This window comes from Microcoleus sp. T3_D1 (assembly GCF_036700405.1).
GTDB lineage: Bacteria > Cyanobacteriota > Cyanobacteriia > Cyanobacteriales > Microcoleaceae > Microcoleus.
The window spans coordinates 60646-78507 of the sequence record NZ_JAUBOV010000005.1; the positions used below are offsets into that span (position 1 = coordinate 60646).

Annotated in this window: 18 protein-coding genes; 10 read left to right on the forward strand and 8 right to left on the reverse strand. The window is 46.5% G+C overall.

The window, feature by feature from the left end; genetic code table 11:
- Positions 1-2: 2 nt before the first annotated feature.
- From QT992_RS04250 to QT992_RS04270, 5 genes are all read left to right on the forward strand, one after another.
- Positions 3-299 carry a hypothetical protein gene (locus tag QT992_RS04250; RefSeq protein WP_333318018.1) on the forward strand — a complete coding sequence of 99 codons (297 nt, stop codon included), beginning with the start codon at positions 3-5 and terminating at the stop codon, positions 297-299.
- Positions 300-308: 9 nt separating this feature from the next.
- The gene (locus QT992_RS04255) at positions 309-2315 is read left to right on the forward strand and encodes a ribonuclease R family protein (protein ID WP_333318020.1); all 2007 of its coding nucleotides are present in this window, start codon (positions 309-311) and stop codon (positions 2313-2315) included.
- Positions 2316-2926: 611 nt separating this feature from the next.
- Complete coding sequence (locus tag QT992_RS04260; protein ID WP_333318022.1) at positions 2927-4369, forward strand: 1-acyl-sn-glycerol-3-phosphate acyltransferase; 1443 nt, start codon at positions 2927-2929, stop codon at positions 4367-4369.
- A gap of 157 nt (positions 4370-4526) precedes the next feature.
- Entirely contained in the window at positions 4527-5411 is an 885-nt protein-coding gene (locus tag QT992_RS04265) for a histidine kinase dimerization/phospho-acceptor domain-containing protein (RefSeq protein WP_333318023.1), read from the forward strand.
- Positions 5412-5819: 408 nt separating this feature from the next.
- Complete coding sequence (locus QT992_RS04270) at positions 5820-7280, forward strand: IctB family putative bicarbonate transporter (RefSeq protein WP_333318034.1); 1461 nt, start codon at positions 5820-5822, stop codon at positions 7278-7280.
- A 447-nt stretch (positions 7281-7727) separates the two neighbouring features.
- On the opposite strand, the gene QT992_RS04275 is transcribed toward QT992_RS04270, so the two are convergent.
- The 3 genes from QT992_RS04275 to smpB form a co-directional block, all read right to left on the reverse strand.
- Positions 7728-7958, reverse strand: coding sequence for an Osc7112_2153 family protein (locus QT992_RS04275; protein WP_333318025.1), 231 nt, complete (start codon positions 7956-7958; stop codon positions 7728-7730).
- Positions 7955-8671, reverse strand: a complete 717-nt coding sequence (locus QT992_RS04280; protein ID WP_333318027.1) for a tetratricopeptide repeat protein — start codon at positions 8669-8671, stop codon at positions 7955-7957. Before QT992_RS04280 ends, QT992_RS04275 begins: the two co-directional genes overlap by 4 nt.
- 815 nt (positions 8672-9486) lie before the next feature.
- Positions 9487-9954: an SsrA-binding protein SmpB gene (gene smpB, locus QT992_RS04285; RefSeq protein WP_006631384.1), complete on the reverse strand. Its 468-nt coding sequence runs from the start codon at positions 9952-9954 to the stop codon at positions 9487-9489.
- A gap of 127 nt (positions 9955-10081) precedes the next feature.
- Between smpB and xrtO the strand changes: the two genes are divergently transcribed.
- Together xrtO and QT992_RS04295 are read left to right on the forward strand one after the other, a co-directional pair.
- Positions 10082-11635 (forward strand): exosortase O, encoded by a 1554-nt coding sequence (xrtO, locus tag QT992_RS04290; RefSeq protein ID WP_333335878.1) that lies wholly within the window; start codon positions 10082-10084, stop codon positions 11633-11635.
- On the forward strand, positions 11625-14525 hold the full coding sequence (locus QT992_RS04295; RefSeq protein ID WP_333335875.1) for a TIGR02921 family PEP-CTERM protein: 2901 nt from the start codon (positions 11625-11627) through the stop codon (positions 14523-14525). The genes xrtO and QT992_RS04295 overlap by 11 nt, the downstream gene beginning before the upstream one ends.
- A 305-nt stretch (positions 14526-14830) precedes the next feature.
- On the opposite strand, the gene QT992_RS04300 is transcribed toward QT992_RS04295, so the two are convergent.
- A complete protein-coding gene (locus tag QT992_RS04300; RefSeq protein WP_333322591.1) occupies positions 14831-15133 on the reverse strand; it encodes a Rieske (2Fe-2S) protein in 303 nt (100 codons plus the stop codon).
- A gap of 99 nt (positions 15134-15232) precedes the next feature.
- Positions 15233-15469, reverse strand: a complete 237-nt coding sequence (locus QT992_RS04305) for a helix-turn-helix domain-containing protein (RefSeq protein ID WP_015175931.1) — start codon at positions 15467-15469, stop codon at positions 15233-15235.
- 115 nt (positions 15470-15584) lie between these two features.
- Between QT992_RS04305 and QT992_RS04310 the strand changes: the two genes are divergently transcribed.
- A complete protein-coding gene (locus QT992_RS04310) occupies positions 15585-15848 on the forward strand; it encodes a peptide ABC transporter substrate-binding protein (protein ID WP_333223995.1) in 264 nt (87 codons plus the stop codon).
- Between the two features lie 24 nt (positions 15849-15872).
- Here QT992_RS04310 and QT992_RS04315 read toward each other — a convergent pair whose 3' ends face one another.
- Entirely contained in the window at positions 15873-16007 is a 135-nt protein-coding gene (locus tag QT992_RS04315; RefSeq protein ID WP_333322589.1) for a hypothetical protein, read from the reverse strand.
- Between the two features lie 17 nt (positions 16008-16024).
- On the opposite strand from QT992_RS04315, the gene QT992_RS04320 reads away from it, so the two are divergent.
- The gene (locus tag QT992_RS04320) at positions 16025-16369 is read left to right on the forward strand and encodes a hypothetical protein (protein WP_333322588.1); all 345 of its coding nucleotides are present in this window, start codon (positions 16025-16027) and stop codon (positions 16367-16369) included.
- Positions 16366-16566 (forward strand): hypothetical protein, encoded by a 201-nt coding sequence (locus tag QT992_RS04325; RefSeq protein WP_333322587.1) that lies wholly within the window; start codon positions 16366-16368, stop codon positions 16564-16566. The genes QT992_RS04320 and QT992_RS04325 overlap by 4 nt, the downstream gene beginning before the upstream one ends.
- Positions 16567-16636: 70 nt before the next feature.
- Here the strand turns inward: QT992_RS04325 and QT992_RS04330 are convergent, their stop codons facing one another.
- Positions 16637-17305: an HAS-barrel domain-containing protein gene (locus tag QT992_RS04330; protein WP_333274188.1), complete on the reverse strand. Its 669-nt coding sequence runs from the start codon at positions 17303-17305 to the stop codon at positions 16637-16639.
- Between the two features lie 153 nt (positions 17306-17458).
- On the reverse strand, positions 17459-17650 hold the full coding sequence (locus QT992_RS04335; RefSeq protein WP_293145052.1) for an NAD(P)H dehydrogenase subunit NdhS: 192 nt from the start codon (positions 17648-17650) through the stop codon (positions 17459-17461).
- Positions 17651-17862: the final 212 nt, after the last annotated feature.

Consider the following 17862-nt stretch of genomic DNA (forward strand, 5'->3'; position numbering starts at 1 on the left):
ATTTGGGATTTTGGGTTTTAGATTTTGGACTGGGAATAAGACTTGCGCGAAAAGAACGTCTTTCTGTCATTAATAGTGCAGCAAGAAGGCAGCGAAATAATCGCGAAATAGGGTTAAGAGTCTCGGCAGCGCAAGTCTTAATCACAAGTCAAAAGTTAAAAAATCAGCAAAAAAAGAACAACTTTTTAGATTTTAACTTTGCAAAATTGACCAGAAAAATTGCCAATATCCAAAATCTAAAATCGCAAGCTCGAAACTCGATAAGTGGCTACTGTAAAAATCCAAAATCTCAAATATAAAGCTGGCAAGTGGAGAAGGGAACGTTAGTAGAATTTAGAGTGCACGGCGACCGCCGTCTGGCAGTTGCCGATCGCCCCGACGGCAAGAAAAACTGGGTCGTGGTAGACGAAAACGGTCAACCGCACAGCATACCGCCCAAACAAATCAGCTACGAAGTAGTCGGAGAAACTTACAAACCCTCCGATATTCCCAAATTTCTCAAAGAAGTAGAAGCATACTCAGATCCGTCGAGTTTGGAAGTCGCTTGGGAACTTTTAGTCGGTGACGGAGAAACAGCAGATCCCGAATCCCTGGCAATACTGCTATTTTCTGAGAGTAGTCCGCCCCAATGTTACGCGGCCTACTGTTTGCTATCAACAGACAAACTGTATTTCAAACAAAAGGGCGATCGCTACGAACCGCGATCGGCAGCCCAAGTAGCCGAAATCAAACACCAGCAAGAAGTAGAACAGCAGCGACACCAAGAATCCCAAGGATTTTGGGAGCGAGTTAAACAGCGGCTGGCAGGGGAAAATGTAGATTGGGAAAATAGCGATCGAACTCGCCTCGACGCCCTAGAACGCTTTGCCCTCCTCGGAGAAGAAGCAACGCATCGTATCCCGGCCTTAGAAACTTTAGCCAGCTTACAACGATCCGAAAACCCCGAAGCAGCATTTGGGCTCCTAGTCGATCTCGGCCTGTGGAGTACCCACGAAAACCTGTTTTTGCGGCGAAGCCAAATTCCCCTACAATTCTCCGCAAAGGTATTAGAAGTGGCCCAACGCTGCCTAGAAAATCCCCCAACCGACTCCGACACAAATCGTCTCGATTTAACTCACCTCAAGGTTTACACGATCGACGACGAAAGCACCACCGAAATCGACGACGGCCTCAGCTTAGAATTCCTCGAAAACGGCCAGCAGCGGATCTGGATACACATCGCCGATCCCACCCGCTTGCTTTCCCCCGGAGACGAACTCGACCTCGAAGCCAGAAAGCGCACCACTACGGTTTACCTGCCCACGGGAATGATCTCCATGTTTCCCCCAGCTTTGGCAACCGGGCCAATGAGTTTAATTCAAGGCAAAGAGTGCAGCGCCCTCAGCTTCAGCGTCACCTTAGACGAAATCGGCGCGGCTCAAGATTACAGCATCCACATCAGCACCATAAAACCCACCTACCGCTTAACCTACGATGACGTAGACGAAATGCTGGAGTTGGGAATCGAAGCAGAACCAGAAATAGCAGCGATCGCCTCTGCGGCCAAACTGCGGCAAAAATGGCGGGAAGCCCAAGGCGCAATCAGCATTTTCATGCCCGAATCCGTCATCAAAGTCAACGGCGACGACATCAAAATCCACGTCATCGACGACTCCACAGCCCGGATGCTAGTAGCCGAAATGATGATTTTAGCCGGGGAACTAGCCGCCCGCTACGGTCAAACTCACAGCCTGCCCATACCCTACCGCTATCAGCCACAGCCCGAACTCCCTCCCGATGAAGAACTGCTGGCCGTGCCTGCAGGCCCCGCCCGCGCTTGCGCCGTGCGCCGCTGTATGCCCCGCAGCGAAATGGGCCTCACCCCCGGACGCCACGCCGGCTTGGGTTTGGAATTATACACTCAAGTTACTTCCCCGATCCGCCGCTATACCGACTTGCTGGCTCACTTCCAAATCAAAGCCCACCTGCGGGGCGAAGCCCTACCTTTTTCGGCCCAAGAAATACAGGACATTGTGATGTGTCTCGGCACCGCAGTTAAAGAAGCATCCACCGTCGAACGCCAAACTAACCGCTATTGGGGATTGGAATATTTGCGGCGCAACCCCGATGAAGTTTGGGAAGCTTTAATGCTGCGCTGGCTGAGGGAAGACAGCAATCTCGGATTGATTTTATTGGAAGATTTGGGTTTAGAATTGGCAATGCGATTTGGTCGATCGGTCGCCATAGGCGATCGGCTAGAAGTCAAAGTCACCCACTGCGATCCGCGATCGGATGTCATTAACTTCCAAGAAATGATATTTGAAGCCGCGCAATAGGATTTTAGATTTTAGATTTTAGAGTGCAAAAATCTGCGTTGAAGGCTGAAACTGAGGATAAATCTCGTTTTTAGTCGAGTTTCTGACCCCCTCGCATACCCCCTACTCCCCCAGGGCGGTTTCATTCTCACCAAAAACATGAATTTTGTAGGGGTAGTGCTACCCCTACTCCCCGTGCCTACCCCGCCACAGACGACTGCACAGGCGTTTGGGACATGGGGGCAGCCACGGGGGGCTGCCCCTACAAGAGAATGAAACAGCCCTGCCTACTCCCCCTTGTCAAGGACAGTGGGGTAAAAAAGATGATGGGTTCATAATATAGTCCTGTAAAATAATCGTAATTCTTGTGTGGGCGGGCTCACCCCCAAGTTGTAATATAAGCCAGAAATCCCCTAAACCCGCCCCGACCAAAATATTGTGGTCGATCGACTGGACATAATATCCGATCCCAGACAGGTAATACTTTTGACGTTAAATTGACACGCTTTGCTATCTCCTCTCTTCCTCCGTGTCCTCTGCGTCCTCTGCGGTTAATAAAAAAAACTTCAGCATTGTAATAAAAATTGGAAGTTTTGACCGCAGCCTAGTAATCTAAAATTTAAAATCGCAAAATGCCCAATTCAATTAGCCAAGTTCAGCCGCCGCTGGAATTCATACCCCCAGCCTACAACCCGCTAGTGATGCAAGGTTGTAAGCAAATACTCCCCTGGTGGCTGCGATTTCGGACGAGTATCAGCCACGTTCAAGCCGAAAACGTCGAAACCCTCGCCGAACTATTCCACCAATTTCAAAATCAGAAAGTTCGCTTCTTGCTAGCCTTCCGCCACCCCAACTCAGACGATCCCTACTGTTTGGGACAACTAATTTGGAAACTCGTTCCCCAGGCGGCGCGGGCCAAAGGCATTCCCCTGCAATTCCCGGTACATTCCCACTTTATCTACGATCGCGGCATTCCCCTGTGGGCCGGTGCGGGAGTCGGCTGGTTGTATTCTCAACTGGGTGGCACTCCCATTGTTCGCGGTAAGATCGATCGCGTAGGATTGCGATCGGCCCGCAATTTATTTGCCAACAGCCAATTCCCGATCGCCGCCGCCCCAGAAGGCGCCACCAACGGTCACAATGAAATAGTTAGCCCCCTCGAACCGGGAATTGCTCAAATGGGCTTCTGGTGCCTGGAAGATTTGCTGAAAGCCGGACGCACTGAAAAAGTTTTAATTGTGCCGATCGGCATTCAATACCGCTATGTCAACCCACCTTGGCAACCCCTAGAAAAACTTTTAACTCAATTAGAAATTGATTGCGGACTGCCACCCTTAGAACGCACCGACATCGCTAATTTAGAGACGGTCAATCCTGATTCCGAAAACCAAAATCACCAATTCCAATATCTGCGCCTTATCCGACTGGGCGGTCATTTGCTAGCAGTGATGGAAGAGTTTTACAGCCGTTTTTATCATAAAACATTCCCGCCACAAATATCTATTTTAACATCGTTATCGCTCCCAGAAAAAACGGCAAACGATTCTGGTAATGAAGTAATGATAGCTCGACTGAAAGCTTTGTTAGACGTGGGTTTGCAAGTAGCAGAAGAATATTTTAATTTAAAGCCCAAAGGCAGTTTAATAGACCGCTGCCGCCGTCTGGAACAAGCAGGCTGGGAGTATATTTATCGAGAAGATATCAAAGATATTGCAGCACTTTCTCCCTTAGAAAGAGGATTAGCCGATCGCCTCGCTGAAGAAGCAAGTCTTCGGATGTGGCACATGAGACTTGTAGAAAGTTTCGTGTCCGTCACCGGCAGGTACGTCGCAGAACAACTGACAGCAGAACGTTTGGCAGAAACAACTTTACTGCTGTGGGACGTACTGGCTCGCATCAAAGGGGGAAATCCTTTCGGCCGGCCGAAGTTGGGCAAACAGCAGGTACAAATGACCGTAGGCGAACCCATATCAGTGAGCGATCGTTGGGAGGGATATCAAACCAGCCGCAGGTTAGCAGTTGCCGAACTCACTCAAGACTTGCAATCAGCTTTAGAAGCAATGATTCAATCTTAATTACTCAGATAAGGAAGAGCTTCCAGGGAAGAAGGAATATATATTTTTCTTCCCTATATTTTTATGTGGCGAATTATAAACAGATTGTTATAGACTTTTGGAATAGGTCTAATGAACCGCAAACCCTCGCTCGACCATGAACTAATAAAAATTAGCGATGACTAACAAACCTATCGATTTGTCTACTAACTCAATTAAGGTAAAACTGCTGAATAATTTAGCGCAGGAATTGCTCACACCGCTCACTTCTGTCCTCGGCATGGCAAGCGTGTTGAAACAAGAAATTTATGGCCCCTTAACGAGCAAGCAAAAAGAATATATTGACGTGATCCAAGACAGCAGCCGCTCTTTGCGATCGCTAGTTGAAGAAATTTTGGAACTGGCAGAACTAGATGATTCCGCTTTCACCTTGAAGCGAACCGCAGTCGATATAGAAACTTTGTGCCAGCAGGTTGTGACAATCCTGTCGTCGGTGGCAAGTAGACGAGAGCAAGAAATTAATTTGTCCGTGGGGCCCGGGTCGCGCATCTGGTTGGTAGATAAAGATAAGGTTCAGCAAATGCTGCACCACTTAATTTTTAGCATTATTCAATCTGCTGGGGCAGGCAGCGTGATTCGAGTCCACGTTTCTCGGAAAGAAGAGGGTATCAACATTGGAGTTTGGGTTTTTCATCCTTGGTTAGGGGAAAGTTTGCCCCATGCTAAACTCTACTCCGACTACTTGTTGAAGGTCGGAGCGGGTAGCGGTTCGCCCTCGAACTCCGAAACCCACTCTCCCGGAGAACCGCAACTCCCGACACAGGGTTCGCAGCGATTAACGCTGGCGTTTTCTGAGTTGGCGGCTTTGGCGGCGCAGAATGCAGAGGATAGTGCACCGGTGTTAGCTGGTTACGGGGCGCGGGAACGCTTGGGGCTGCTGCTTTGCTGCCAATTGGTGGAAATTCAAGGCGGTCAACTCTCAATTCAAGGAACCCCGGAATCTGGATATCGCTACGTGCTCTGGTTGCCCTGCACAAATGCTACGGAATTGTTGGAAGGCTAAAGAAGGAAGAAGGAAGTTCGGCAACGGATTTTCTAACGGATGTAACGGATGGAAAGAAGAAGGAAGATGAAACAAGTCATTTGTTAATTAATACTGAGATGTTGCACCATTCTCAATAAGGCTTTTATGCGCGGGCTCGCGTGCCCCGCCCACAAGAAATTTATTCTGGGTGGAGCCGACCCCAAAAGCCTTAATCGAGAATGGTTCAAGATGCGAGTTAAGCTGAGGCGCATCTACATTTGACAATCAAATTCGAGCAAATTCTTGTGGGGAGTAGGGGCCCTAGCGTGTCGCCCGCCCAAAAATACAATTTAGATGCGTAACAGCTTACTACCAATTGTCGATGCTTTTAGACTCAATTCCCAATTCCCAATTCCCAATTCCCAATTACCAATAATCAATCTAAAAATGAATTCAGTTTGGCAACAATTAACTCTGGCAAATTTGCCGCTCTCTCAGTGGCAAAGTAGAAGTTATTTATTCAATTTGGCGATCGGCTCTTTACGCAGTTGGCGACAAAGTAGCTGGCTGATGCAGTGGGCAGAACCCTTGGGTTTTGTTTTGCTGGCCTTGACTTTCGGTTTGGCGCCGTTTGTAAACAATGCCTTGGTGGGGGTGTTGATGGCGGCTAGCGCTGCATTTTGGGTGCTGCTGACTGTTTCGGACGATCGCTCGATCCCCTTCACGCCGATTCACTTGCTGGTACTGCTGTACTGGGGGATTGCCACCGTCGCAACGGCGATGTCGCCGGTGAAAGTCGCCGCTGCTACTGGTTGGAGCAAGCTAACGCTGTATTTGCTGTTTTTTGCGCTGATGGCTCGGATATTGCGAGATCCCCGTTGGCGATCGTGGTTAATTGCCGTATTTTTGAACGTCTCTTTAATTGTCAGTTTCTACGGCGTGCGGCAGTGGATTGACAAAGTGCCGCCACTAGCTACTTGGAACGATCCGACTTCTACTCAAGCCAATGTCACGCGAGTTTACAGCTTTCTGGGAAATCCTAACTTGCTTGGTTCCTATTTACTGCCGGCCATTGCATTGAGCGCCGCCGCACTTTTTGTGTGGAAAGGATGGGGAACAAGAATTTTAGCGCTGACGATGCTGGTGGTGAATTGTGCGTGTTTGCGCTACACGGACAGCCGGGGTGCTTGGATCGGTTTTGTGGCTCTACTGGTGGTATTTTTAGTGCTGCTGTGGTACTGGTACAGCCCTTTGATGCCTCGGTTCTGGCGAACTTGGGCGCTGCCGCTAGGGTTAGGAGGTTTGGCTGGGGCGTTAATTTTAGGAGTGGCTTTAGTGGAGCCTCTGCGCGATCGAGTTTCGAGTATGTTTATCGGCCGAGGTGACAGCAGTAACAATTTTCGGATTAATGTTTGGACGGCGGTGATTGACATGATTCGCGATCGGCCAATCCTCGGAATTGGGCCGGGAAACACTGCTTTTAATAAAGTTTATCCGCTTTATATGAAGCCGAGATTCACTGCTTTGAGCGCTTATTCTGTGCTGCTGGAAATTGTGGTGGAAACCGGTTTTATGGGTTTAATGTGTTTCCTGTGGCTGATGACTGTCACCGTCAATCAAGGTTTGTTGCAGATCAAAAATCTGCGGGATGCACAATTTAACATCTCTAATTTAGAGGAAGAATCCCGAAATCCCCAATCTAAAATCCAAAATCTAAAATCGAATCACGGGTTTTGGTTGATTGGGGCGATCGCAACTTTAGCCGGCATGATGGCCCACGGTTTTGTCGATACAGTTTGGTACCGGCCAGAAGTTAATATGCTTTGGTGGTTGATGGTGGCGATTATTGCTAGTTTTTACAGCAACTCGCACCAACAGCAAGATTCAGCTTTGACGGAGGGCGAGTAGATAGAATTGCTGGCGGGGATTTTCTCCCCGCCCGGTGTGGATTCCAGCAATAGCCGATACAGCAATGATTAGGAGTTATATAGCAATCCTAAATGATTATACTCGTTACCAGCCTCTGCCTGGTAACGCATATCCGGAGGAAGAGCCTCCATAGTCTGGGCCGAGGCAGAGCCTCGCTTACATCGGTTCCCAGGCAGAGCGTGGAAGTTAACCAGTTATTGAAACTGATGCGAGGATTGCTATACCAGTTCAAAAAAAGAATGCAGCTTTATGCAAGCTGCAAACCATTATCGCCATAAGTTATTTCCAATTCTTCAATTCTTAATCTCAAATCTCAAATGCTATAAGGTGCGGACCGCGCACCCTGCATACTTACTACTACATACTACATACCTGTTGCTGTAAAGTGGTGATGGTACACTCTACAAAATTTATTGAAAATAACTCTTATTCTTCGCTCTCTGGAGTCATGATGAATCTCGGACACGGATATTTTCCACCATCTTTATCTCTGCACCGCCGCCACGTCGATTGATTGGAGTCGAACGGCGTTTCGACTAATTCATTAACTGTAATTTTAACAGTCGAAGGAGTTGGCAGTGCTGTTGAGGCTTGACTTAGCTCCAGTACCGTTATAATTGCCAGTATGGTTGATGAAAACAAAACTGTGCGTTTCATTTATTTGTTTTTTCCTCGTTTAATCGTTGACGTGCCATCCCTATCCATATATCCTCATCGAATTCTTGAGAATCCGCATACTTTAGACAAATTTTCCACTGCGGTAGCGCTGCCTTAGTATTTTTCATCTTTTCTAGGACTTGCGCTTTTAAGCAGTAAGTTGCTGGCCCTTCACTATCAAGTTTAATCGCTGCATCCAGATGTTGCAATGCCTCTGAATATCGACCCTGTTGCAGGCGAGCCCATCCCAAGTTTTTGAGTAAAGAATATTTTACTCGATCGTCCTCAGCTAATTTCAAACCTTGCCACAGGAAGTGAACGGCAGCCGGATAGTTTTTTTGATCGACTATATATAACCTAGCCAGGTTGCTGTAAGCAGCAGGCAGACCGAGTTTTGCAGCTTGCAGATATTTTCCTCGGGCGCATTGTAAATCTTGCACCTCTTCGCAAAGCCATCCTAAATTGTAAAGAGCTGTTCGGCTTTTTGGATCTACCCTGAGCGCTAACTCATATGCTTGTTGAGTATCAGCCAATCGATTGGCTTTGTAGTTTTCAAAGGCGATATTATTAAAAAAAGATGCCAGTTCCGGCCTCCCAATTTTCCAGCCGCCAAAGCCTACTGCTAGGATCAGCAAGAAGGCTCCCCACTTCGAGTTGTGATGCTTTTTTGCTGGCTCTTTCATGGCATTGAAAATGTTAGCTAATGGTGTCATTTTTAGCATTTTTTAACTTGAGAGTTGAGCGATATTTTGTTCGCCAGATTTAATTGCCACCCTAATGGCCTCATAATCTTACGAAATGACTCAGGTTTGAGCCCATTTCTCATAAGAGTTTGTCACTCCACAGCCGAATGCTTGGGTAATGCTCCCACTACCCAGAGGTATTCGAGCATAGGTTAATCATTCATGAGACTCCACAAGCCATCCGGATATTTTCAGGAAAAAGAAGCGGCAAGCAGCAAGAAGGTAGAACTGTTCCCATTGCCTAAGTAATAATACTTACTCAGCGGTCAGTCGATCGACAGTATGCAACTTTATGAGGAGATACAGCGTATTCCACGTTTATGAAGTGTAGGAACTTACCCTGGGCCGTGTCCCTACCTGGAGCGAACGAGCTGGGGTTTAGTTCCTCAACCTGGAATCTTCTATAAGATGGACTGCGGTGAAATAACTCTAATTAAGTTTGTAGTGACGATGGAAGTCCTAAAAATTCTCAACGGGGTATATCGAACAATTTTATGATGAGTAATTAACCGAACTCGATTTAAAATAGCCAATCATTAATGAGCAATCACCAATCATGAATCACTAATGACTCCTGACTAATAAACATCTCCATAAATTAACTTTCAACCTTCGAGTAGCAAAGATTTTAGTTGATTTTTCGGAGATGTCTAATGACTAAGGACTAATGACTGATGGCAGGGGAATTGTTGACTGTTGACTGGGGAATTGTTGACTAATGACTAATGACTACTGACTAATGACTACTGACTAATGACTACTGACTAATGACTAATGACTAATGACTAAAATTGCTTCATCGCTCTTTCCATATCCCGCTTGTCTTCGCGTTTCTTCAAATCTTCGCGCTTGTCGTACAGTTTCTTCCCTTTACCCAAACCGATATCCAGTTTTACCCAGCCGCCTTTCAAATACATTTTTAACGGCACTAAAGTCAACCCTTTTTCTTCCACTTTGCCAATTAATTTGCGAATTTCCTGCTTGTGCATCAGCAATTTACGTGTGCGGCGGGGTTCATGATTAAAATAGTTGCTAGCACTTCTCCAAGGCGAAATGTGAACGTTGATCAGCCACAGTTCCCCGTTCCGAACTAAGCCATACCCGTCCCGCAAATTTGCTTTTCCTTCCCGAATAGATTTGACTTCAGTTCCCTTCAACTCGATTCCCACTTGGTATGTCTCTATAATTTCATAGAGATGGCGCGCTTGTCGGTTATCGCTAACAATTTTGTATCCTGGGCTTTTTTCGCTCATTTTTACCTCCGCTAAAAATAATTATTATAACGCTAGCTTCTCTGTAGAGAAAATTGAAGCTTGACAAAACTTAAATAATCGGTCTGGACATTACCAATTTGACTGAGCTAAGATGTCACCAACGTGAATGTCAAGCGGTATCATGCAGCGCACCAATATCACTGATTCTGCAATTCCAGATTCTGTTACTCCTCATCCTGCTGTTTATTTGGTTTGGCTGGCTCCTTTTTTGCTGGCGCTTGCTTGGTTTTGGGCCAATATCTCGGCTGTTAAGTGGCTGTTATCCTCGTTTGTTGAGATACCCACACTGTACAAGATAGTAATTGGCTTTCTGATTGTAGCATTAGGAGTGCGATCGATTGGGAACTCGGATCGCCCGCCCGGATTTTCGCCCCATTTCGTTTTGAGGCGAGATCCGCTGCTATTGATGTTGGGTGCGGGTATTTGCTCGATCGCCCTTCAGTACATAATTGATATCAAACAACTTACTGTCCTGCTATTTATCCTCGGAACTTACGGGCTGTGCGGCTTATTGGTAGAGCAGAACTTTTGGCGAAAAAACTTGCCAGTTGCGGGCTTGCTGGCTTGTATTTTACCATTCAACAGTCAGTTTAATAGCGGATTAGGTTTGCCGGCGCGAGTGCTTACTGCTCAGGTAGTAGAACAGTTGCTCTCAATGCTGCACGTTGGGGCGATTTCTTCTTACGATATTATCGTTTTGGAAAACGGCATCGCTCACGTGGACGTGCCTTGTAGCGGCATTAAAACCCTCTTAGTGGGAACGCTCTTTTTGCTAGCTGCTACCTGGCTGGAAGGGCGTAAATTGAGCTTAAGATGGCTAGCAGTCGGCGCGGCTAATCTCTTAATGTTGGTATGTGCTAACACTGCGCGGGTTGCCGTGTTAGTCCTGGTTTCAGAAGTGTTTAAACAGCCCAACATAGCACAAATTATGCACGTTCCTCTGGGAATAGTCGGTTTAGTATGTGCTTGTTTTGTGACGTGGTTAATGCTGCAACGAGTACCGAAATTTCAGCCAGAAAAAACCAGCGGTATTTCTGCCAAACCCAACTCAGAAATTCTGCAAAATCACCCTTTAGCCAAACCAGGAATAATTGCAGCAGTCGCAGTTTTGGCAGTAATGGCTCAACTGTCTCACGTAGAAACGGCAAAAATGGCGATCGCACCTTTAAGATTGCCTGAATACATTAAATCAGAGTCGATTCCCCTGAATCCTAGCGAACAAAAATTCTTTGGCAACTATCCAGACACGCAAACACAAAAAATCAGATTTGTCGCCGGCAACTTGCGCGGTTCCATGCTCACAGTAGCGAGCACATCCTGGCAAACTTATCACGCCCCCGAATTGTGTTTTGTAGCAAGCGGAATTCCCGTCAATGGCATAGAAAAAAAACAACTAACTCCTTCAGTAACAGCGCGCTGGCTGTCTCTCAAAAACAACCAATTATCAGCAGCATACTGGCTGCAATCTGCACAGCTAACTACAGATAACTTCATGTCCCGTATCGGCAGCGACCTCACCCACAAAAACCACAATTGGGTGCTAGTTTCCATTTTATTTGACAGTTCGCTACAAGCCGAGAATCAGGAAGTAAAAGAGTTTGCGAGTAACGTCTACGATACCGTTAAACAAAGCTTACAAGGAGAAATAAATGAAAATTAAACAGGTGTTTGATGGAGTTTTTAAAACAATTTTTTGGCTGTGGAATTTGACTTTTTTATCGATTGTTTACTTGGGAATTTTGCCGATTATAGGAGTGCCATTAATTATGGCGACAATCGAGGGCACTATCCCGCTAGAGTTTTCTTTGACGATGGCAGCTACGATCGCAGTACCCACTGTATGTACTGTAATAGGAGCTGGGCGTTTCGGCAAGCAACCCCTACAGCTAATGCGTTGGTTTTACGGCGTAGAAGCACCGCTATTTTTGCTGTGTTTGCTCCGCTTGTTCCTGCTGCGAGAACTCACCCCAGCTAGTTCTCAAATCATCGCTACTATTGCTTTGTGCATTGCAGCATTTTCAGTGGAAATGCTGTACGGATATCTGGGTAAAAGAGAAAATGTTCAAAATATTTTCGATTCCCAGAATTCCCATAATAAACAGCCTCGTTTTTTCAGGTTAATCGGAGAAAAGCGAAGTGCGTGGCTGCAATTAGGATGTCACAGTTTAATGGTAGTAGTTGGCATTTGGGCGGCAACGTTGCTGATTTATTACGCTGTACCTGTGGCATTGTATACACTTTATGGATTCTTCACTGTAGTCATTGAATTTTTCAAGTTTACATGGGTATCAGCATTTTGGGATATGTTTAGATACGGGGCCTGGGCATGGGCTTTAATTTGGCTACCCCTATCGTTTATATTGTTTGGTTTAACCTGTAGCTTGTTCGTTGTCATGCCTTCGCTGTACGGCTTTCTCTACATTCATTCCGGGCGGAAAATATGGCAGAGTTTTGCTGCACAATACGGGAAAAATAAAGCGCTAATCGGAAGTTTGGGAGTCATAGCAGCTTGGCTGGCTATTTTCTCGGCTTTGCAGCAGCAGCCACAAGTTGCAGCGCTGAAAATGCTGGCGACTCCCCCCGCAAACGACAGCAGCCGCCAAACTTTATTAGCCAAGTCTGATATGATTCGCTCTGGCTTAGTTAACGCTTATTTGTCGCCTTACCGCTACCTGAGCACTGTGGGAGAAAACAACCACATTTATGAGATGTACAAAAATAGTTTGAATTTGCCTGACGGAGCGGCTAAAACTTTGCAGAACAGCTATAATTTTTTAATGTCGCCGTTTTTGTATCAAGGCTCTAGTGCTGATGTAGAAAAAGCTGAAAAACTCTACGGCGAATTCTTCGATACGGAACTGCAAAAAGGCGACACCGAAGCAGTAAAACACGCGGTACAGTCAACCTCAAACCAGGAAGAAGCTAAAGCTGGTTTGCTGAATGTCAGTGAGGAAAAAGTGTGGTTGCAGTCGCAAGAAGTGACAGTCAAAGAAAACGGCGACTGGGCTGACGTTCAACTCTACGAAGTTTACAAAAATCAAACGCCGAACTTGCAAGAAGTATTCTACTACTTTTCCCTGCCGGAAAGCGCCGCAGTTACAGGAGTTTGGCTGGGAGATACTGGGGATTTAAACAAACGTTTTGTATTTACGGTATCGCCTAGAGGTGCCGCCCAGCAAGTCTACAACCAACAGGTAGTAGAAAGAGTCGATCCGGCTTTGCTAGAACAAATTGGCCCCAAACAATACCGCTTGCGGGCTTTTCCAATCCCGGCTAAACGAGAATTTATCCAAACAGAAGGGCCAACGGAAATGCACCTGTGGCTTACTTACAAAGTTATGCGCCAGCCGCAGGGTTGGGCTATGCCTGTTTTGGCTGAAAAACGCAACATTTTTTGGAACCAAAATACTCGCCGCACGATCGCCGGGAAAGATGTAAAATACAGCGGTAAAGAAGCAAGAGAAACTTGGCTGCCACCCTTTTTGCCCGCAGTCGCACAGCAAGCGCTAACCGCGCAGCAGGCGCTTCTACCGGGAGGAAATATCATTTCGGCTAAGCCGTTGGCTGATGCAAATTACTCGTTACCCCAAGGCAAGAAATTTGCAGTTATTCTCGATACTTCCCGCAGCATGGCGGCGGAAAGTAAGGAAGTAAAAGAGACTTTTGAATGGTTGAAAGCTAATGAAGCAGGCAAAAATACTGTTGATTTGTATGTCGCCAGCGCTGCGGGAATGCCACCTAAGTTTGTGGAAGATGTACGCAATTTCGATGCGACAAAGGTGACATTTTATGGTACGATCCAGCTCAAAGATATGCTGCAACAGTTTGCACAGTTGCGGGGCGATAAAAGTTACGATACTGTATTTTTGGTGAGCGATCGCCACAGCTACGAATTGTCAGACGATCGCAAACCTAAACTTTCCATCTCTGCACCCCTATGGACAGTGCATTTGGGAGGTTTGCCCCCCGGCTACGACGACGCTACTTTAAAGGCTATTCAAGATAGCGGTGGTGGAGTTGCTACGGATATGAAAGAGGCGATGCAGCGAGTAGCAACAACAGCAGCTTCGGGCGAATCTACAGTTAGCGTTGTTGACGGCTATGCTTGGAGTTATGCCAAAATCCCGCAGTCGAAAAAAACCGCAAAATCGGCGGCAGTTGCAGAGCCGAAAAATGCCGGAAATGAAGGCTTTAAACCGATAGCTGCGCGGCAGTTGATAACTGCACTTAGCAAGCAGAAAAGTTCAAATCAACTGACGCAACTGGATGCGATGCACGCAGTAGCTAAAAATTTCAAAGTGGTGACTCCTTATTCTTCGATGATTGTGTTAGTTAATGACGCGCAAAGGGAGCAGCTAAAAGCAGCGGAAGCTAAGAGCGATCGATTTGACAGAGAGGTAGAATCCGGTAAGGAACAGTTGAGTAAGCCGAATAATCCTCTGAATGTTTCGGGGGTTCCTGAACCGGAAGAATGGCTACTGTTGACGGTAGGTGCGATCGGGCTTTTGGCGGTTTTCCTCCGCCAGCGGCGGGCGAAAATGGTAGGTTGAAAGATGGTTCGGCGGTTGAAACCGCTCCTTGTCAAACAAAGTCTGCCTCCGCAGACTAAGAGAGTGAGGGGGTATTTAACCCGGACTTGATATCAAATATTAATCTACAGTCGTCTTTAGACGACTTTAGCTATGAGACAGGGGTTTCAACCCCTGTCGGACTTAGCTAAGGAATGAGAATTAAATAACTTCCACAAGATTGTGGGATGGGCGTCCCGCCCGTCCAAAAAGGACGGGCGGGACGCCCATCCCACAATAACAATTAAAATTGTAAGTTATTTAATTCGCGCTCCTAAGATTAATGACTAATCTATTTCTACAAAAACGCGATCGCCCTCAATCTTTACCGGATAAGATTCCAGGGCATCGCCTAGTGCATTCAAACATTTACCCGTATCTAACTTGTACTGATATTTGTGAAACGGACAGGTAATGATACCGTTATTTACCTTACCCATGTCGATCGGATATTCTAAATGAGTGCAAGCATTGCGGTAACAAGTGACATTCATGCCTTGACGATTCAAAATCACTGAAGTTTCGTCAACTTTTACCTTCAACACACCCCATTCGGGAACTTGATTTAGCGCTGTTAGCTCTACCCACATATAATCTTCCTCGCTTTAAATAAATTATTGCAAACTAATGCGCGATCGCCCTTGAATGCAGCAAGGGCGATCGGTGGGGCGCTGTCCACACCTGAGAACCTAACCGTTTTCCTCGCCATTTCCCAGGTACAACCTGACGAATTCATCAGCCGCCTCCCGATTGAATGTCTGCAACGCTTGCTTAATCGCAAATACCGCCTCAGCGGATGGATCTCGTTCTTCACTCACCCAACGGCTAACGTTTGAGCGATCGATTTCCATCTTTGCCGCCAATTGATATTGACTGATATCGTATGCCTCTAATATTTTTTTGAGGGCTTTTCCTGCTCTTCCCATGCTCCCGATTGTGTCAGAGAGTCATGCTCCTGTAAACGTTGCTGATTGTCATCTAATGCGCTACACTGCGATCGGTTGACAATTAGCACCTATTAGATCGAGGAGATCGACCGCAATGACTCAAACACAGCTTTTTGTTTCCACAGATATCAACGAAATCCCGACATCGCCGACATCGCAGCCAAATCCTGTGCCTGCTGAACCAGACCGGGAACCTGTGCTGATCCTAGTGATTGGTTCCCAGAAGGGAATCGATAAAATTGTTAGCGCACTCTACTTGCGTCGCTTTGCAGCAGTTCAAGAATGGTCGCAGATTTTACCTGCCCCGACTATCGGCAAGCTCATGCGGAGTTTGATTCGCTATGTTTCTTTAGATTAAATTGGGCAAAAATGCTCTTTTACATCAGACGCAGTGTTCTGCAAAACTGAATGGGGCGATCGCATTTTGAATTAAGTGCGATCGTTTCTTCCTTTGCCAATTCTCTAAATTACCTGTTTCTAGACCGTACCAAGTGCTAATATACTGATAATTTGTCATCCTCCAAATTCAAATTTATGGCAAAATTACCCGACCCAACTATCAGCACTATTTTGGGATTGCAACAGCGGTTAGTCGCACTTCTGGACACAGCAACAGCAGCCGAATATTCCCTCTTACAGCAATTTGGCGAAACAGAGGAAACAATGCCTGAGCTAGAAGCAATTGATAATGTTAAGGAACGTCTGAGAATTCCCTACAACCGTTTGCACAGAATCTTGCAACAGGTAGCAGAATCTCAACCAGCAGCAACAGCCGATGTGCTAGAGTTTCTGTATAGGACGATCGCAGAGACAGAAGCAGCAGCCGATGGCTCTGAAGCAAGTATTCGAGAAATTAAAAGGAGTTGGAATCTGCCATGACTCAACAGCCCAGAATACCCGATTTAGAGACAAGACAGCGAAATGTTGCTGGGATACGTAAAGTTTGCCAGCAGCTTGATGTTGTCAATTTAAAGTTAGATGAAGTGCTGGCAATGTTAGAAGCTGATAATCGCCGTCAGCGACAGGAACGTTTAGATGGTAAATATCGGCGAGTGCAAGAAAAAGTAGGAGAATAAGTGCGATGAATCAAGAGGACTAATTAGATTAACAGTCCTCTTTCCAGATCGGAAAACTGTCCAATGTCCCCTACGGATGAATCTGACTCAAAATCACCCTCAACCTGTCATAATCATCCTTCAACAAAACACTCAAACTCCTCCCCGCTTCCACCAACCAAGATCGATCGCGCATCCGCAACTGATAAATCTCCCGAATCGCCGCCGCCGTCAGCGCCTCCACCGGCGCATTAGTCACCCCCAGCAGCGTCCTCAAAAAATCCAACTGCACCGTAAAATCAATCACCTCATCCGGTTCGCAGCGATAAACCGCCTGGTGAATTTGCGGCGGGCGCGGCGGCAAATACTGATAAATTTTACCCCTCGATGGGCCGTGACCGTTCAACCTTTCCGGCGCAGCCTCAAACCCCACAATCGCCACTCGAAACTCGGTTTTTAGCATCGCAAAAATCTGCGGTTGTTCTTCCCGCAACTCTTCGAGGGACAAACCCAAAGCGCGAGCTCTGTGCACCGAGTCGATCGGGCTAGTCGTAGCGTAATAAACCACGCCGTAAATTTGATTTTTTGACTCTTCATCCTCGGCCTTCACCCAACTCCCAAAAGGCGGCATCACGGGAAAGCTTAAGTCGAACGGTTCCAAACATTGAGCCAAAAACTCCGAAGTTGCCGTCTCGATAACCTCAGCAATGCGATCGGGATGGCGCTCTTTTGTAGCAAATTGGGGTAAAGGTAAACGCATAGTTTTAGTGATTAGTCATTAGTCATTCGTCATCAGTCATTAGTCATTCGTCATTGGTTTTGTGCTAGTTTTCAAGGGTCATGAGTTAGTAGCCTGGTATTGGGTACTTTAGCAATTACAAATTACCCATTAACAATGACTAATGACCGCTGACTATTTCGCGCGACCAGCCGTAGCATCGACAAGTTCCAACTGCGACAGGCGGAACGTAATCAGCTTGTCCCAATTCCCGCCTTCAAACAGTACCGCGACTTTCCCGTCGGTAACTCGCTGGACTTGTCCTTGAAATGCGTAGTAAATCTCACCCTTATCTTTAACTCGAACTGCCGAACCTGGAAAAATCATAATTGTTTGAATGTTATGTTTGCTGTTTATAGTTTACCTTTTCTTGGCGATCGAGAGTTGATGCTAAAACAGGCAAGATGCCTGTTCCAGAAACAAGCACAGGCAAGATGCCTGTTCCACAAACAAGCACAGGCAAGATGCCTGTTCCACAAACAAGCACAGGCAAGATGCCTGTTCCACAAATTCAACAGGCAAGATGCCTGTTCCACAAA

Bases quoted from the DNA above. Each gene is read 5' to 3' on its own strand.
- QT992_RS04325 (WP_333322587.1), top strand. From the start codon at position 16,366: ATGACTCAACAGCCCAGAATACCCGATTTAGAGACAAGACAGCGAAAT.
- QT992_RS04270 (WP_333318034.1), top strand. From the start codon at position 5,820: ATGAATTCAGTTTGGCAACAATTAACTCTGGCAAATTTGCCGCTCTCT.
- xrtO (WP_333335878.1), top strand. From the start codon at position 10,082: ATGTCAAGCGGTATCATGCAGCGCACCAATATCACTGATTCTGCAATT.
- QT992_RS04320 (WP_333322588.1), top strand. From the start codon at position 16,025: ATGGCAAAATTACCCGACCCAACTATCAGCACTATTTTGGGATTGCAA.
- QT992_RS04275 (WP_333318025.1), bottom strand. From the start codon at position 7,958: ATGAAACGCACAGTTTTGTTTTCATCAACCATACTGGCAATTATAACG.
- QT992_RS04310 (WP_333223995.1), top strand. From the start codon at position 15,585: ATGACTCAAACACAGCTTTTTGTTTCCACAGATATCAACGAAATCCCG.
- QT992_RS04260 (WP_333318022.1), top strand. From the start codon at position 2,927: ATGCCCAATTCAATTAGCCAAGTTCAGCCGCCGCTGGAATTCATACCC.
- QT992_RS04335 (WP_293145052.1), bottom strand. From the start codon at position 17,650: ATGATTTTTCCAGGTTCGGCAGTTCGAGTTAAAGATAAGGGTGAGATT.
- QT992_RS04295 (WP_333335875.1), top strand. From the start codon at position 11,625: ATGAAAATTAAACAGGTGTTTGATGGAGTTTTTAAAACAATTTTTTGG.
- smpB (WP_006631384.1), bottom strand. From the start codon at position 9,954: ATGAGCGAAAAAAGCCCAGGATACAAAATTGTTAGCGATAACCGACAA.
- QT992_RS04330 (WP_333274188.1), bottom strand. From the start codon at position 17,305: ATGCGTTTACCTTTACCCCAATTTGCTACAAAAGAGCGCCATCCCGAT.
- QT992_RS04300 (WP_333322591.1), bottom strand. From the start codon at position 15,133: ATGTGGGTAGAGCTAACAGCGCTAAATCAAGTTCCCGAATGGGGTGTG.
- QT992_RS04315 (WP_333322589.1), bottom strand. From the start codon at position 16,007: ATGACAAATTATCAGTATATTAGCACTTGGTACGGTCTAGAAACAGGT.
- QT992_RS04265 (WP_333318023.1), top strand. From the start codon at position 4,527: ATGACTAACAAACCTATCGATTTGTCTACTAACTCAATTAAGGTAAAA.
- QT992_RS04280 (WP_333318027.1), bottom strand. From the start codon at position 8,671: ATGACACCATTAGCTAACATTTTCAATGCCATGAAAGAGCCAGCAAAA.
- QT992_RS04305 (WP_015175931.1), bottom strand. From the start codon at position 15,469: ATGGGAAGAGCAGGAAAAGCCCTCAAAAAAATATTAGAGGCATACGAT.